Source organism: Synechococcus sp. CS-1328 (assembly GCF_025128095.1).
Classification (GTDB): domain Bacteria; phylum Cyanobacteriota; class Cyanobacteriia; order PCC-6307; family Cyanobiaceae; genus CBW1002.
The window spans coordinates 1-14,558 of the sequence record NZ_JAHLYT010000024.1 but is presented as its reverse complement, the minus strand read 5'-3'; the positions used below and the strand labels follow the sequence as shown (position 1 = coordinate 14,558).

Annotated in this window: 20 protein-coding genes; 9 read left to right on the top strand and 11 right to left on the bottom strand. The window is 65.8% G+C overall.

The window, feature by feature from the left end; genetic code table 11:
- Positions 1–63: 63 nt before the first annotated feature.
- Together thiL and KQ310_RS03655 are read right to left on the bottom strand one after the other, a co-directional pair.
- On the bottom strand, positions 64–1,197 hold the full coding sequence (gene thiL / locus KQ310_RS03660; protein WP_259720428.1) for a thiamine-phosphate kinase: 1,134 nt from the start codon (positions 1,195–1,197) through the stop codon (positions 64–66).
- The gene (locus KQ310_RS03655; protein WP_259720515.1) at positions 1,190–2,233 is read right to left on the bottom strand and encodes a peptidylprolyl isomerase; all 1,044 of its coding nucleotides are present in this window, start codon (positions 2,231–2,233) and stop codon (positions 1,190–1,192) included. Before KQ310_RS03655 ends, thiL begins: the two co-directional genes overlap by 8 nt.
- A gap of 231 nt (positions 2,234–2,464) precedes the next feature.
- On the opposite strand from KQ310_RS03655, the gene efp reads away from it, so the two are divergent.
- Both efp and accB read left to right on the top strand, forming a co-directional pair.
- Positions 2,465–3,025 carry an elongation factor P gene (efp, locus tag KQ310_RS03650; RefSeq protein ID WP_259720427.1) on the top strand — a complete coding sequence of 187 codons (561 nt, stop codon included), beginning with the start codon at positions 2,465–2,467 and terminating at the stop codon, positions 3,023–3,025.
- A 5-nt stretch (positions 3,026–3,030) separates the two neighbouring features.
- Positions 3,031–3,519 (top strand): acetyl-CoA carboxylase biotin carboxyl carrier protein, encoded by a 489-nt coding sequence (accB, locus tag KQ310_RS03645; RefSeq protein ID WP_259720426.1) that lies wholly within the window; start codon positions 3,031–3,033, stop codon positions 3,517–3,519.
- A 36-nt stretch (positions 3,520–3,555) separates the two neighbouring features.
- Here the strand turns inward: accB and pdxA are convergent, their stop codons facing one another.
- Entirely contained in the window at positions 3,556–4,584 is a 1,029-nt protein-coding gene (pdxA, locus tag KQ310_RS03640; protein ID WP_259720425.1) for a 4-hydroxythreonine-4-phosphate dehydrogenase PdxA, read from the bottom strand.
- On the opposite strand from pdxA, the gene KQ310_RS03635 reads away from it, so the two are divergent.
- A complete protein-coding gene (locus tag KQ310_RS03635) occupies positions 4,583–4,738 on the top strand; it encodes a hypothetical protein (protein WP_259720424.1) in 156 nt (51 codons plus the stop codon). The two genes, pdxA and KQ310_RS03635, sit on opposite strands and share 2 nt — an antisense overlap.
- 53 nt (positions 4,739–4,791) lie before the next feature.
- On the opposite strand, the gene KQ310_RS03630 is transcribed toward KQ310_RS03635, so the two are convergent.
- Positions 4,792–5,805, bottom strand: a complete 1,014-nt coding sequence (locus tag KQ310_RS03630; RefSeq protein ID WP_259720423.1) for an SDR family oxidoreductase — start codon at positions 5,803–5,805, stop codon at positions 4,792–4,794.
- A gap of 92 nt (positions 5,806–5,897) precedes the next feature.
- Here KQ310_RS03630 and KQ310_RS03625 point away from each other — a divergent pair, with 92 nt between their 5' ends.
- Positions 5,898–6,170, top strand: coding sequence for a hypothetical protein (locus KQ310_RS03625; protein WP_259720422.1), 273 nt, complete (start codon positions 5,898–5,900; stop codon positions 6,168–6,170).
- On the opposite strand, the gene KQ310_RS03620 is transcribed toward KQ310_RS03625, so the two are convergent.
- The gene (locus tag KQ310_RS03620) at positions 6,116–6,550 is read right to left on the bottom strand and encodes an HNH endonuclease (RefSeq protein WP_259720421.1); all 435 of its coding nucleotides are present in this window, start codon (positions 6,548–6,550) and stop codon (positions 6,116–6,118) included. The two genes, KQ310_RS03625 and KQ310_RS03620, sit on opposite strands and share 55 nt — an antisense overlap.
- A 148-nt stretch (positions 6,551–6,698) precedes the next feature.
- Here KQ310_RS03620 and KQ310_RS03615 point away from each other — a divergent pair, with 148 nt between their 5' ends.
- The gene (locus tag KQ310_RS03615) at positions 6,699–8,330 is read left to right on the top strand and encodes a DEAD/DEAH box helicase (protein WP_259720514.1); all 1,632 of its coding nucleotides are present in this window, start codon (positions 6,699–6,701) and stop codon (positions 8,328–8,330) included.
- A gap of 28 nt (positions 8,331–8,358) precedes the next feature.
- Here the strand turns inward: KQ310_RS03615 and KQ310_RS03610 are convergent, their stop codons facing one another.
- From KQ310_RS03610 to KQ310_RS03600, 3 genes are all read right to left on the bottom strand, one after another.
- The gene (locus KQ310_RS03610) at positions 8,359–8,685 is read right to left on the bottom strand and encodes a hypothetical protein (protein ID WP_259720420.1); all 327 of its coding nucleotides are present in this window, start codon (positions 8,683–8,685) and stop codon (positions 8,359–8,361) included.
- Positions 8,686–8,743: 58 nt separating this feature from the next.
- Positions 8,744–9,160: a DUF6554 family protein gene (locus tag KQ310_RS03605; protein WP_259720419.1), complete on the bottom strand. Its 417-nt coding sequence runs from the start codon at positions 9,158–9,160 to the stop codon at positions 8,744–8,746.
- Positions 9,161–9,230: 70 nt separating this feature from the next.
- Positions 9,231–9,746, bottom strand: coding sequence for an AbrB family transcriptional regulator (locus KQ310_RS03600; RefSeq protein WP_259720418.1), 516 nt, complete (start codon positions 9,744–9,746; stop codon positions 9,231–9,233).
- A 110-nt stretch (positions 9,747–9,856) separates the two neighbouring features.
- On the opposite strand from KQ310_RS03600, the gene KQ310_RS03595 reads away from it, so the two are divergent.
- From KQ310_RS03595 to KQ310_RS03580, 4 genes are all read left to right on the top strand, one after another.
- The gene (locus KQ310_RS03595) at positions 9,857–10,117 is read left to right on the top strand and encodes a hypothetical protein (protein ID WP_259720417.1); all 261 of its coding nucleotides are present in this window, start codon (positions 9,857–9,859) and stop codon (positions 10,115–10,117) included.
- A 67-nt stretch (positions 10,118–10,184) separates the two neighbouring features.
- The gene (locus KQ310_RS03590) at positions 10,185–10,439 is read left to right on the top strand and encodes a hypothetical protein (protein ID WP_259720416.1); all 255 of its coding nucleotides are present in this window, start codon (positions 10,185–10,187) and stop codon (positions 10,437–10,439) included.
- A 536-nt stretch (positions 10,440–10,975) separates the two neighbouring features.
- Positions 10,976–11,221 (top strand): hypothetical protein, encoded by a 246-nt coding sequence (locus tag KQ310_RS03585; protein WP_259720524.1) that lies wholly within the window; start codon positions 10,976–10,978, stop codon positions 11,219–11,221.
- 245 nt (positions 11,222–11,466) lie between these two features.
- Positions 11,467–11,946 (top strand): Hsp20/alpha crystallin family protein, encoded by a 480-nt coding sequence (locus tag KQ310_RS03580; RefSeq protein ID WP_259720415.1) that lies wholly within the window; start codon positions 11,467–11,469, stop codon positions 11,944–11,946.
- Positions 11,947–12,138: 192 nt separating this feature from the next.
- Here KQ310_RS03580 and KQ310_RS03575 read toward each other — a convergent pair whose 3' ends face one another.
- The 3 genes from KQ310_RS03575 to KQ310_RS03565 all read right to left on the bottom strand — a co-directional run bounded on the left by KQ310_RS03575 (position 12,139) and on the right by KQ310_RS03565 (position 14,491).
- Positions 12,139–12,600, bottom strand: a complete 462-nt coding sequence (locus tag KQ310_RS03575; protein WP_259720414.1) for a ribosomal protein L7/L12 — start codon at positions 12,598–12,600, stop codon at positions 12,139–12,141.
- 263 nt (positions 12,601–12,863) lie between these two features.
- The gene (gene aroQ / locus KQ310_RS03570) at positions 12,864–13,466 is read right to left on the bottom strand and encodes a gamma subclass chorismate mutase AroQ (RefSeq protein WP_259720413.1); all 603 of its coding nucleotides are present in this window, start codon (positions 13,464–13,466) and stop codon (positions 12,864–12,866) included.
- Positions 13,467–13,768: 302 nt separating this feature from the next.
- Positions 13,769–14,491, bottom strand: a complete 723-nt coding sequence (locus KQ310_RS03565; RefSeq protein WP_259720412.1) for a methyltransferase — start codon at positions 14,489–14,491, stop codon at positions 13,769–13,771.
- Positions 14,492–14,558 lie beyond the last annotated feature (67 nt).

Sequence of the window (14,558 nt, the reverse complement as noted above, 5' to 3'; positions counted from 1 at the left end):
CTGTGATCACTGCATCGTTCTGCAGAGAACCGCTTCCTTAGGGGGGCGGTTTTTTTGTGCATTTCAAGCTTGTTTAGGCCCCATTTCTGAATGATCACAAGCTGCGCGAAAGTGACGGAAGCCGGCGCTGTCGGCTGCCAGGGGCTGGTGATCCTCCGCCCAGCGCACCACGCCGGTTCCCGCCACCAGCGCGCCGATCAGCTGACCCTGCTTGAGCTCCTCGGCCAGGGCCTGCGCCCAGGCCGGCGGCAGGGCCAGCACCAGTTCGAAATCCTCTCCGCCCCCCAGGCACCAGCGCCGTCCCTGGGGCAGGAGGGCCATGGCGGGATCCATTGGCAAGCTGGTGCTCTGCAGCAGCACATCGCAACCACTGGCGGCGCCGATCGCCTGGGCAGCGGCCACCAGCCCATCACTGCTGTCGGTTCCCCCCACCCGCCAGGGTGCCTGGGCCGGCTGGCAGCGGTGCAGAGCGTCCACCGCATCGAATCGGGGCTGCGGACGTCGGTGGGCTTTGATGGCCCGCTGGCGCAGCGAGGGATCAATTGCCGTGGCGTCGAGGCCTGAATCCCCCTGCAGCAGCGCCAGCCCCAGGCGGCTGAGGCCATGGTGGCCCGTGCTCACCAGCAGATCGCCGGCCCGCCCGTCGCTGCGGCGGATCATCCCGTGGGGCCTTTCCTGTGCAGCGGCGGTCTGCTGGGACGCCGCCGCCAGCCGGCCCAGGGCCGTGATTGCCAGCAGGCGCTGGCAGCCGCTGCTGCAGTCTCCCCCCAGCAGGGTGCCGCCGTAGCGGCGCAGGGCTGCAGCTATCCCTTCATAAACCTCCTCCACCCAGGCCCAGGTCGTGGCGGGTGGAGCCACCAGCCCCACCGTGAGCCCCACCACCTCCTGGCAGCCCATGGCCGCCAGGTCGGAGAGATTCGCCACGGCGGCGCGCCAGCCCACATCGGCAGCTCCGGTGGTGGCCTCGCTGAAGTGGAGGCCCTCCACCAGCACATCGGTGTTGATCACGATGTTGCCGCTGCCGAGGGTGCTGCCGCTGCCGCCGGGCACGAGGGCGGCATCGTCGCTGAACTGGCCGTCGGGGGCGAAGGCCCCCAGACGGCGGATCAGTTCCCATTCCCCCAGATCGGCCAGGGTGGTCGGGGTGGCGCGTGGTTCACGGTCTCCGGCCGGAGGCGGAGAGGCCGCTTCAGCCATGGGCCTGAAGATTCTCGGCGCCTTCCAGCACCTTGACCTTGACGATTCCATCGTCAGCGGTGAGTTCCTCGAGAACGTCGAAGCCGTCCACCACGTAACCGAAGGCGGCGTAACGCCCGTCGATCAGGTTGAGGCCCGCGGGAGTCAGTTCGGGCTCGAACAGAAAGAGGAAGAACTGGGAAGATCCGTCGTCGAGGGCCTCATCGGAGTGGGCCCAGCCCAGGGTGCCTTTGCTGGAGAAGGGCAGCATCGGCTCCGCCTTGAACATCCCCAGGTCTTCAAAGGTCTGGTTGTAGAAGGGGGCCTCCTCGCCTGGAACGCGGATCTCCAGCGGCACATGCCGCTCCAGCTTCGTGGTGGGATCGATGAAGCCATCGGCCGGACCACTGGGATCACCGGTCTGGAGCACATAGAAGTCTTCAGCGCGGATGAAGGGCAGGCCGTCGTAGAAGCCGCGCTGGGCCAGGTCCACGAAGGCGCCAGCGGTGAGCGGCGCGTTGTAGCCATCCACCACCGCAGTGAGATCACCCTTGGTGGTGGTCAGTTGCACCGTGGCTCGCCCCAGCAGCCGTGGCAGGTCGGCGAAGCTCTCGGGGATGGCATAGGGGAAGGGCCCGACCAGCATCGCCTCGGCCGCGCCGATCGTGGCCAGGGCCTGCCGGCGTGCCGCCAGGAAGGCATCGCGGTTCTGTTGTTCGGCGGTCCCGGCCAGGGTTTCCAACTGGTCGCCCAGATTGCTCAGGAGGCTGCCTGCGGAGGCGCGATCGGTGTCCGGGAAGCTGTTCACCATCGCCTCCTGGCGGGAGGCGAGCAGCGACTGGCTGCGGCGCACGGACCCGAGCAGGGCGTTCCAGCGTTTGGCCCGCAGGTCGTTGCTGGTGGCCTCGAGGCGATGCTGCAGATCCTGCAGATCGGAGGCCTGGATCGGCAGGGCATTGCGCAGCAGGGCCGTGGGATCGCTGATGGCATTGCCGGGGGGCAGGGCTGCCCAGGCCGGCCCGCAGGCCGGAGCCAGCAGCAGCAGGGCCAGCAGCATCAGGGCGAGGGCCTGCCGCAGCAGGCGGCCAGCGGCCCAGCCCCTGCGCCTGACCCACTGACTGACCTCGACCGGAACGCCTTGCCCAAGACCCAGCACCATGGCCCCGCTCCCGCTGCCTTTATCAGGAATCTGGCACAGGCTCACGAAGCCGACCGCGCCTGCTGCGCAAGCCTTCGCAAGGCCGCTCCTGTAGCCAGCCGTACAATCCGCCCCATCCGAACCGCCGGAATGATCTCCAGCAACGACTTTCGTACCGGTACCTCGATTGAGCTGGATGGGCAGGTCTGGCGGGTCGTTGAATTCCTCCATGTCAAGCCCGGTAAGGGCTCGGCCTTCGTGCGCACGAAGCTGAAGGCGGTCCAGAGCGGCAACGTGGTCGAGAAGACCTTCCGCGCCGGGGAAATGCTCCCCCAGGCCATCCTTGAGAAGAGCACCCTCCAGCACACCTATATGGAGGGCGAGGACTACGTGTTCATGGACATGGGTTCCTATGAGGAGACCCGCCTCACGGCCAAGCAGATCGGCGACAGCCGCAAGTACCTCAAGGAGGGGATGGAGGTGAATGTGGTGGCCTGGAACGGCAAGCCTCTGGAGGTGGAGTTGCCCAACTCGGTGGTGCTGGAGATCACCCAGACCGATCCCGGAGTGAAGGGTGACACCGCCACCGGTGGCACCAAGCCTGCCATCGTTGAGACCGGTGCCCAGGTGATGGTGCCCCTGTTCCTGTCGATCGGCGAGAAGATCAAGATCGATACCCGCACCGACAGCTACCTCGGCCGGGAGAACTGATCACCATGCAGCTCGATCACGACCAACTTCACCGGCTCCTGGCCCTGCTGGGTGAGAGCGACATCCAGGAGCTGAAGCTCGAGGGTGATGACTTCCGCCTCGAGGTGCGCCGAAACCTGCCCAGCTCTGCCCCGGTCACCCTGGTGCAGGCGCCGGTGGCCAGTCCTGGCCTGGCGCCGCAGCTGTCCACGGGGGCGCCCGCACCATCGGCTCCCTCGGCGCCACCACCTGCGGCCGCCGCGGCGCGCAGTGATCTGATTGAGATCACCGCCCCGATGGTGGGCACCTTCTATAGGTCGCCGGCTCCCGGGGAACCCTCCTTTGTCGAGCTGGGCGATCGCATCAGTGCGGGTCAGCCGATCTGCATTCTCGAGGCCATGAAGCTGATGAATGAGCTTGAGGCCGAGGTGAGTGGTGAGCTGGTCGAGGTTCTGGTGGAGAACGGCACGCCGGTGGAGTTCGGCCAGGTGTTGATGCGGCTCAAATCGGTCTGAACGGCCCTGGAGCCGGCGCCATCGCGGTAAAGGGCCTCAGCCGAATTCCCAGGCCGTTGTGATGGCCGCGGCCATGCTGTCGGGCCGTGCCACTCCCTGGCCGGCGATATCGAAGCCGGTGCCATGGTCGGGGGAGGTGCGCAGAAAGGGCAGCCCCAGACTGGTGTTCACGGCGGCATCAAAGGCCAGCAGCTTCACGGGGATCAGGCCCTGATCGTGATAGAGGGCCAGATAGCCATCGGCCCCTGGGCCATGGCCGTGCCAGGCGCTGCCGGCTTCCAGCCAGCAGGTGTCCGGTGGCAGGGGCCCCTGCAGGGTCACGTCCGGATGGCGCTCGCGCCAGACCTCCAGACAGGCGTTCAGCCACTCCACCTCCTCGCGGCCAAGCTGGCCCGCTTCGCCGGCGTGGGGGTTGAGTCCGGCCACCACCAGCCGCGGCCGTGGGCTGAAGCGGCGGCAGAAGCTCAGCAGCACGTCCAGCTTGGTCTGCACCAGCTCCGGTCCCAGCGCCGCCGGCACCGCGGCCAGGGGGATGTGGGTGGTGGCCAGCAGGGTGTTGAGGCGCCAGGTTCCCTGTGGGGAGAGGGCCGTGAACAGCATCGAGGCCGGCTTCCCTCCGGCCAGTTCGGCCAGCCGTTCCGTCTGGCCCGGGTACGGATGTCCGGCGGCCTGCCAGCTTGCCTTGGCGATCGGGGCTGTCACCAGGGCGTCGCAGTCGCCCTGGAGCACCCGTTCGGTCGCCGCCGTGAGCCAGTGGAAGCTGGCGTCACCGCAGGCGGGAGTGCTGCGGCCCCACGCGGCCGGCTCCTGCAGCGGTAGGTCGACCACCTCGAAATTCGCCGGATCGGCCAGGGCCTCACGGCTGTGGCCCCGCAGGGCCTCGTAGCTGTGTTCCAGCCAGCTCCGGCAGCCCACCAGCACCGGCACCAGATCAGTGGGTTGCGGCCTGGCCAGGGCCTTGAGGGTCACTTCGATGCCGATGCCGGCCGGGTCGCCGAGGGCGATGGCCAATCGCCGGGCTCTCCTAGCGTTGTGGCTCGGAGTACCTGGACCTGCTGACACCATGATTCGCTGGTTGCTGGGTGGTCTGTTGCTGTTGGGGGTGGCCACCGGACTGAGCCGTGGCTGGATCGTGCTGGATTCCTGCCGGATGCTGCGGGACCTGAACGTTCCCACCATGCAGAATCTGCAGGACAAGGCTGCTCCGGTCTGCAAGTAGGAGCGCTGGGTCTGGCGGGAGCGTCCGTGTCAGCGCCGCTCAGCCAGCGCCGCTCAGCTGTCTTCCGGTTTTCCGTCTTCTGCCTGCAGAGAGGCGCGGTAGCCCTCGAGGTAGCTGGGGTAGCGCAGGTGATAGCCCAGCTGTTGGCAGAGCCGCTGGTTGCTGACGCGGCGGTTCTCGCTCCAGAAGCTGCGGGCCATCGGGCTCATCGTGGCGGCCACGGCGTCGTAGGGCTCCACCGGCGGCAGGGGATGGCCGATCAGGTGGGCGGCGTAGCCCAGGGTTTCGCTTGAGGGGCAGGGTCTGTCGTCCGAGACGTTGAGCACGGGCGGCCGTTGCTCCGCCGGCAGGGCGAGGTTGTGCAGCAGCGCTCCGACGATGTCGTCGACGTGGATGCGGCAGAACACCTGCCCCGGCTTGTGGATCAGCCGGCTGCGGCCGCTGCGCAGGCTGGCGAAGGGGCTGCGGCCGGGGCCGTAGATCGCCGGCAGACGAAAGATCTGCAGGGGCAGCCCTAGAGCTCGCCAACCGGTTTCACTGGTGACCCGGGCTCGGCTGCGCTCCAGCGAGGGTCGCAGCGGGGCTGTCTCATCGACCCAGGCACCGGCCGTGTCGCCATAGACGCCGGTGGTGGAGAGAACGCCCAGCCATTGCAGGGGCAGGGTTCGCAGTAACGGTCCGAGCTGATCGAGCACCGGATCGCGGCCATCGCGTCCCGGCGGCACGGTGCTGAGCACATGGCTGACCCCCTCCAGATCGGTGCGGCTGGGCACCACGCCGGCTTCGCTGTCGAACGGCAGCCAGGCCAGCGGTGCGTCGGCTTCGGCCGGCCGGCGGTGGGTTGTGATCACCGGCACCGCCTGGGCGTTCAGGGCCGCCACGAAGCGGGCACCGCTGTAGCCGCCGCCCACCACCAGCACCCGCCGGGGGCGCAGCGCTGCGGGCAGGGGGAGCTGGACCGGAGCGGACGCCGCCGGGGGCGAGGGCAGTGCGGATGAGGGCAGCACAGGCGAGGGCGGCGTGGGTGAAGGCAGTGCGGGCGAAGGCAGGCGAAGGGGCGCGGCCATGGACTTGACAGCCGGATCGAGAAACAGTACAGATGTATTACCCGACGGTTTCTGGTGTCGCCGTGCCCTGCTCCTCCCCATCCTCACTGCCTGTGCTGCCGCTTCTCGTCGCCCGCCCGCGACCACCCCGCTTCCGGCGCGGTACCGCCCGAGCCCGAGCGGCTGTCGCTCTAGCGGACTGCAGGGAGCGGCCGTTGGTGTGCGTACCGGAGCGCTCCGCGGCGCCGGTCGACTCCGTGGTGATCACGGCACTGCTGGCCCTGCTGCTGGTGGTGATGGCGCTGTTGGTGGCTCCGGAGCGGCCGGCCGATCAGGAGGCCATCTGCCAGCGATACAACGGTGTCGTCGCCTGCCGCGTCTGGTGAGTCGGGTCAGCCGCAGCAGCGGCTGGGCCGGTCTGGGCCGGCAGGCTCCACTGCAGCAGCCGCAGGGCCAAGCGCAGATCTCCGTCCATCCAGGCGCGCAGAGCCATGGCGCGCCTCGGGTCGTAGAACGTCTGCCGGCGATACCAGTCAAAGGCCTCGGTATCCCCTTTGGCGCCGTTGCAGGCCAGGCAGGCCGGCACGCAGTTCTCCGTGACGCTCAAGCCGCCGCGGCTGCGGGGCAGCACATGGTCGATCGATTCAGAAGGCCGTCCGCAGTAGAGGCAGTGGCTGTCAGTCACCTGATGGATGGACCGTCGCCAGCGTCTGGCACGCAACTTTGGGCAGAGATCTTCAAGGAAGACCGCATCCCTGGCCTGCATCTGCGCGACTCGGTTGGGCGGCAGTTTGACCCCATCGTCCGGCGTGGCAATGTGTCGTGGATGGCAGTTCCAGAGACAGATTCGTCTTCGCTTGCCTGAGCCATCCCCGCTACAGGCCTCGCGCTCCGAGCAGCACCAGCGTTGTCTGATGCGGCTGGGGGAGTCGGGCCTGATCGAGGTGGTCAGCCCCTATGACGCCGTGACCCAGGCCCAGCTGCGGGCGGTGCGGCCGGCCGGCCGCTGGCTGAGCCGGAGGCGGTGCTGGGAGTTTCCGCTCCAGGCGGCCGGTGCGCTGCAGGCCTGTCTGGGGAGCCGCTTTGCCGTGGAGCCGGAACTGGAGCAGTGGCTGGCCTGGCTGCAGCAGCCCCTGCCGCCCCTGCCACCCCATCGGGTTCTGGTGCAGGCTGCCGCCACCACCGTGCCCTTGCCGGATGGGCGGTGCCTGTTTGCCCATCAGCGGGCCGCCGTGCGCTGGCTGCTGGCCCGCCGTGGCGCCGTGCTGGCCGATGCCATGGGTCTCGGCAAGACCCTGACGGCCTTGATGGCGGCCCGCGCCCTGGCCCGCCTGTCGGATTGCCGCATCGTGGTGCTGGCGCCGGTGGGGCTGCACGCGCACTGGCGGCGGGAGGCGGCCGCGCTGCAGGTCCATCTGGAGGTACACAGCTGGGCCCGGCTGCCCGCTGCCCTGCCGCCGGCGGGCACCGTGTTGCTGGCCGATGAGGCCCACTACGCCCAGTCCCTGGCGGCCAGGCGAACCAAGGCCTTTCTGCGGCTGGCCCGTCATCCCCGCCTGCGGGCGATCTGGCTGCTCACCGGCACCCCGATGAAGAACGGCCGGCCGGCCCAGCTGTTCCCCCTGCTGGCGGCGATCGGCCATCCCCTGGCGGAGGATCAGCGCCGCTACGAGGAGCTGTTCTGCCAGGGCCACTGGCGTGAGCAGGGTGGGGTGCGTGTCTGGCAGGCCCAGGGGGCGAGCCGGCTGGAGGAGCTGCGGCGGCTGACCCGACCCCTGCTGTTGCACCGCCGCAAGCAGGAGTGCCTGGATCTGCCGCCCAAGCACCGCCGCCTGGTGCCCGTGGAGCTCACGTCCGAGGCTGGCCGCGGCTTTCAGCATCGGCTGCAAGGCGTGATCGACGACTACCGCCGCCGGGCCGCCCAGGGCCGCGTGCGCCGCGACGCCGAGGCCCTGGCCGTGCTCACGGCCCTGCGGCGGATCGGTTCGGACTACAAGTTGCCCCAGGCCCATCGCCTTGTCACCGCCTGTCTGGCGGCGGGTGAACCGGTGGTGGTGTTCACCGGTTTCGTGGCCACGGCGACCCTGCTGGCGGCCCAGCTGCAGGAGGCCCTGGGCGAGGGGGCTCTGGGCGACGGCCCCCCCGGGAAAACGGCGGGGGCGGTGCTGCTCACCGGGCGCGTGCCGGTGGCGCATCGGCAGGAACGCGTGGAGGCCTTTCAGGCCGGCCGCTCGCCGGTGCTGATCGCCACCTACGGCACCGGTGGGCTGGGCTTCACCCTGCATCGCGCCCGCCATGTGGTGCTGATCGAGCGTCCCTGGACCCCCGGAGATGCCGAACAGGCGGAAGACCGCTGCCATCGGATCGGTATGACCGCACCGCTGACCTGCCATTGGCTGCAGCTGGGGGTGGCGGATCAGCTCGTCGATGGTCTGATCGACAGCAAGGCTGAGCGCATTGCCCTGCTGCTGGAGAACCGGCAGCGTCAGCTGCAACGCCAGGCCTTGCCGGCGATGGTGCGGCAGCTGATCGATGGCTGGTCCTGAGGCGGCCGCCGTTGATGGCGGCGCCTGATCAGGGCCCGCTGCGGCAGCTGGTGGCGCGCAATTTCAGATCCTCCTGCAGCAGCGGGTCGAGAGTCTTGGGATCCATGCGGCTGGCCAGGGCCGTGGCTTTGGTGATGTCCTGGCAGGCGGCGGCGCCATTGCCGCGCAGGCTCTGGAGCAGGAAGCGCTCGTTCAGGGGAACCGGATCCTTGGGGAAAGCCGCCACCACCGCATCGCAGCGGCGGATGGCCTCACCCAGCTTCTTGATCTGCACGTCGCGCAGGCAGTCGTCTGGACGGATGCTGCGCTCCGGCAATGGCTCTTCGCTGCAGCCGGCCAGGCCGGCCAGGAGCAACAGCAGGGGCAGCAGAGATCGGCCTGGGGCCTGCCGAAGCCTGCGGCGGCGCGGCTGGTCAGTAGCTGTAACGCTCTTCACGGGTCATGCCGGTGCTGGGGCGGGGGCTGGTGGTCGACGTCGCGGCGCTGCTGCTGACCTCAGCCTGGGGCTTGGCGTAGAGGTCTCCCAGGAAGCGGCCGCAATCGGGATAGGTGCCGGGGTTCTGCACCACCGCTTCGGTGATCATCACGGCGGCGTGCTCCGGTGAGGTCTTGAACAGGCTGGCGCTCTGGCGTTTGATCAGGGCATAGGCCGCATCCCAGCTCACCTGATGGTTGTTGCCGGCGCCGCGCATGAAGCAGTAGGTCTGGGCCCCTTTGCCGGCGGCATCGCTGCTCCCCTGGGCCCGTGCCGGCAGGGCCCCCGCGCCGCTGAGCAGCAGGGCGACGGGCAGCAGGCCGTGCAGGAGGACACGGGACAGGCGGAGATCCATGGTGCCGGGACAGAACGGACGGGCGATCAGGCGCCACCGTATCGGCCCTGCCATCGCTGTCGAGGAGTCATTACGGGGGCGGGCTTGGCAGCGGCACTACCAGCTTCACCACCAGGGGCAGCACCAGCAGCACGGTGATCAGACGCACGGCGTGCAGCGCCGCAACGGCGGCACCGACGCCGAACTCGGCCCCCACCAGGCTCATGCCGCTGATCCCGCCTGGAGCCGCTCCCAGCAGGGCCACCACCGGATCAATGCCCAGCAGGCGGCTGCACCACAGACCTACCACCAGGCCTGTGAGCACCAGGGTGAGGGTGATCAGCACCGCCGGCCGCCACAGCAGACGCAGCTCGGTCAGGGCGGTGGCCGTGAGTCCTGTGCCGATCACGGTGCCGATGGCGATCTCCAGCACCGTGCGGCTGCCGCTGGGCCATTGGGCCAGTTCCAGCCGTCCACTCATGCTCACGATGCCGGCCCCGAGCAGCGCCCCGGCCAGTGGGGCGGCTGGAATGCCGGTACGCAGGGCGAGCAGGCCACCCGCCAGACCTGCCAACCCGTAAAGAACCAGGGGCCAGAAGGAGGCCATCCGGCGAGGAGATCGAACAATGCTTGCCAGTCTGGAGGGTGGGAGTCAGTCGTCAGGCTTGAGCGGAGCGGGCGGGTGTGTTGTGATCGGCCTCGATCTGCCCTGTTTCGATGACGTCTGAATCGGTGTCCTTCCGCATTTCGCGCCATACGGAGTCCCTGGCGGAAACCATTCACACCCTTTCGCAGCGGCTGCTGAAGCTGGAGCAGCGGCTGGTGGTGGTCGAACGGCAGCTGTCCAGCGCCGATCAGTCCGATCCGGCTGAACTCGACAGCCTGGAGAATGTCGAGCGGCTGCTGCGGGACTGCCGTCAGTTGCTTGAGGTCTCCGACGGTGATTTGATCGCCATGGCCGCTGATGCGGCCGCCTGAGCACACAAACCTTGCGGCAAGCTCCCGAAACCCCGAAACCGGTGACAAAATGGAAAGAAAGCCAGCCATGGCCTTTCCCTCCGTTTCCGGTTCCTCGCTTCAGGGCCTCTCTCAACGCTCCGCTGCCGGCTACGGCAGCGCCGCTCAGGCCGCTGGAGCGCCGCCCCATCGGCTGCTGCAGCCGTCCGAGGGTGATCATCAGCTTGAAAAGCTTGAGTTTGCCCTTGCCGTTGCTCTCACCAAGGGAGACGAGCCGCGTGCCGCTGCCCTGCGGCAACGCATCCTCGAATTGGGGGGCAACAGCGAGGAACCCGGAACCTGATCGTTTCCGCCACTTCCCTCCTGGCAACCTGCTTGGCCAGGAGGCAGCTCCCTCGATGCTGACTGACGCCATCGCAATGGCCAAGGCTCTGTCCTGCCTGGCGCCAGCTGCCCGCCGGTGGGTGCAAGGTTTGGCCGGCAGTGCAAACATCCGCTGGCTTGGACGTGCCGGGCGATGACAATCGGTTGCCTGACGCTGACCGTCTGGCAAAGCTTGCCGCACGATTGCTATCATCAGGTCACGAAGGATCAGTTCGTGGTCACATCGATCCCTAATCCCTCTCCTTCGCTTTGCGCCAGGAGTTGATCGGCCCTTTTCCGTGAGCACTGCCTCCGCCTAAGCACTGCTTCTGCGTGACTGCTGTTCTCTGTGAGCTCTGTTCCCCTTGAGCACTGCTTTCGCCTCGATTCCTTTCCCCTGCATCGTTGTCCGTGACGCCAACAGGGGATGTCGGGATCGCGGGGAATCTGGTCTGTCCATGCTTCTGGCCCCTCTGCCGTTCTTGTAGTCACGTGCTTTCTTCCATACAGGCCAGGGTGAAATCGTTGCGGACTCCCACGGCTGTGCTCAATCCGCTGCGGTCCTCGGCGGCCGCTTCCGCCGCGGATGACCGTCTGGCCCTGAACCAGCGGATCACCCGTCTCGACTCCGAAGCCCGCCTTGCGGCAGAGCAGGGCGATGTGACGGCCTCGGCTCGCTCCATCCTGGAGCTGCTCGATTGTGAGCGTCGTGCGGGTCAGTCCGGTCCGCAGGTGTTGCAGCTGATCAAGCCGCGCGCCTGAAATCCCGTGGGAGCCGCATCAACCTGAGCTGAAAGGCTCCCACTGTCCGCATTGTTGTCCATGCGGACCTGGGTTCTGATGGTGTTGTTTCGGTTTTTGCGACCATGTGAGTCGGTTCGCCGAACGGGGTCGTGAGGACCGAATCGATCCGGGGGGTTTGTACGACCCAGGGATTGATCAATCCCGACGACATTGGCATCACGAGGGCGATGAAGCCCCGCCAATCATCCTTCGCCACCAGATTCATGCTGAGCCTGCGCACCTCCTCTCCCTACGGTCTGATCGATCGTCTGGAGCAGCAACTCAACCAGCAACTGAACCAGCAGCTGCCAACCACCGAGCACGTTCCTGCCGCCGAGGTTCATCAGACCGAAACGGCTTACACCGTTGTGCTCGAACTGCCGGGGGTCGACAAGACCGCCATTGATGTGAAGGCCACCGATCGCACCCTGGTGATCAGTGCCGAGCGACGTTCCAGCCGTGATCTTGCTGCTCCAGTGCTGTCCGGTGAGAGCCGATCAGAGGGTCAAACGGATCCCGGAACTGAACCTACCCCTGCTCCGCTTCTGAGTGAGTTTCGCTATGGCACCTGGAGTCGTAGCTTCCGTTTCCCTGTCGCCATTGAGCGCGATCAGCTGGAAGCCACCTATCGCGATGGGCTGTTGACCGTGACAGCTCCCAAGGCCAATAAAGTCAGCACCGTCACGGTGAAGGTGGCTGGCTGAACCCACACCCCTGCCCCTCGGGGTGCTCACACGTCCATGAGAACCGTTCGCCCCTGGCTTTCTGCCGGGGGCGTTTTCATGGCCCGCTAATCGTGGTGTATCCACAGAACCCAGCCGCTCTGACACGGATACATCCAAGCCATGTGCTTGTGCCGGTCGTGACGGCTCCCGAGTGGGTTGGCAGTGATCTTGTCAATGCTTTTGCATCAAGCGTAGAAGAATCAGACCAATGCTGCCCAAAAGAACCCCGATTGTAGCCAGTTTCGTCAGAATACGCTTCTGCTCGGCCGCTGAGGCTGCTTTGTACCTGCTGTGAAGGTCTGGATTTTGCTTGAGATAACTCCATACGGTCTCCTTTGCAGGCTTGAGTTCAAGATGGAGTGCTTCTCGGGTCAGCTTAATGGCATCGATCAAGCGCCCCTCTTCCAGAAACAGAATTGCTTGAACGGGAATGCCTGCAGATTTGTATCGCGCATTCGGTCTTTTCATCCGCGATTTCGCTTGCGGATCGGCGAGATAGGCCTCAACGGCGTCCTTGGCCTCTTTGAGGCCGATTCCCGTTTGCTCGCGAGTGATCTTAATGGCCTCGATGAGTTTTCCTTCCTGGGCAAGGGCCTTCGCGTCGGAGGGAATCTCTGTGCCGTGCTGATTCAAGTGCGGGACCTCCTCAGGCGAACTCAGAGCTCTCACATGAAATCTAAGGCCTGTCATCTCTGGCAGCAGTCAGTCGAGGCGAAAGACAGACATCGTCAGCTGGCGGTAGTGAGATGGATGCATCATGCGTGAGCACCTCACCGTTAAAGACAGACTTGCCCTTCAGGAACAGCGACTGACGCTTCCGGCCCTCGGGGTTTGTCACCACCACTGACCCCCCATGGGCAGGGCTGTAGGTCTGGGGTGGGCAGAGTCTGGACTGCTCACCTGCTCAGCTTCAGCAGCGGGGCAACCGCTGCCTGAGTGGCCTTCTCGCTCCAGGGGCTGTGGCCGAGCACAGTCTTGACCTGCAGGTCCAGCAACTGGCGACCGCCGGGTCGCCTGAGGATCGGAAGCGCCTGGGCCAGCTGCCGCATCATCGCCGGTGTCAACCGGTCGAGAACAGGTCGGATGTCTCTACCAAGATCCGCGACGCTTGGAAAGGGTGGCTGCCGCTTCGCTGCCCACTCCGCATGCAACTCCTTCTGGACGATCTTGCTCGCCTCGATTTGCCCTGTTAAGAAGATCTCCGCCAGCTTGGGTTCAAGGCCATCGTTGGTTGCCCCCTTGATGACCTTGTAGATGATTAGTTTTTCTCGGGGCAGATCCTCGATAGGGGCCTTGGTGTTCCACTTGGTACGTGCCACCTCAGGTGCAACTTCAAGACGATCTCTGATCAGCAGGAGTAGGCGATAGACCGTTGTCGTGTCGGTGCTATTGGCGCTGACGCTGCTGCTACAACCGCATGTGATGACAGTGACGAGGAGTACACGCAGCCACCAGTCGAGACGAACGAATTGGCGCCTCTGGTGTGGGGTGATGCTCACAGCAAAATTCTCCTGTCGCTTCGTTCTTGCTGACTATGGATGCCATTGAGCCTGATCGACGGTCTGTCCAGGTCCACTGGAATGAACTGTTGGACGGAGCCGCTGAGCGACACCATCTCCGTCGGACTCTCTCTGTTGGTGTTGGGCGACGGCGTCAGTGACGGAAGCTTCCACATCCTCGGTTGTTACACCATCCAAAGAGATGCCTCCCGATCCCTTTTTCTCGCGGTTCAATGGTGGGTTTATATAAATCAGAAACCATTTGAGCCGTGGACAACCTTGATGCGGTACGGAGTCGGTTGTCAAAACCTGGCGTTTCCCGCCGGGCCGTCTTGGTGGTCCTGACCGGGGCGGCGTGCGCCGCTGTTGTTCCACGATTCGCCTCTGCGCGGACGACATCCGAACAGGCGCTCAAAGGGATGCGGCCTGGGATGACCTCTCCCGCCACCGATGTCCATAATTGTAGAGATGGCCGAGAAATCATATGCTTCTAAAATGCCGCTAATGTGTCTATGTGCCTTGCCAGTCATGGCGTCACCAAAGATGCGGCTGACGTCGAGATCGGAAGACAGGTATCCCCAGATTCCATCGAGTATCATTTTGTCCGCGTATGGTTTACCAGCTCGAATCGAGTAATCAGGCTCACCAATAGACGCCCAGAATGCAGACAAACCGAACATTCGCACGAGCGAACGCATGGATCCGGGATGATCGGCTCGGAGCAGGAGAGACTCTGGCGTGTGGGCGACGCGACCATCTTGGAACTCGAAGATGCCATGGCTCGCGAGAATCCGCAGGACTCGATCGAGGACCTCTGGATCTGATCCGGTCGCCTCGGCAAGCGCGGCAACCGGGTGGGACGTGTTGTCCAGGGCGTCTGCGACTCCAAGATTGGCGACGGCATGAAGACAACGTGGTAAATCATGACCAGTGGCCAGCTGCAGCAAAGTCTTAAGGAGACTCTGGAAAACCCCGCCACCCTGCGCGAGAATAGCCGTGTGATCGCAGGCGTGGACAGGCTTCATGGCCCCCAAGCAGTTTGGTTTTGGTGATTACGAGCAGTCCACGGCCAAAAAGCGCACCCGGCGAGAG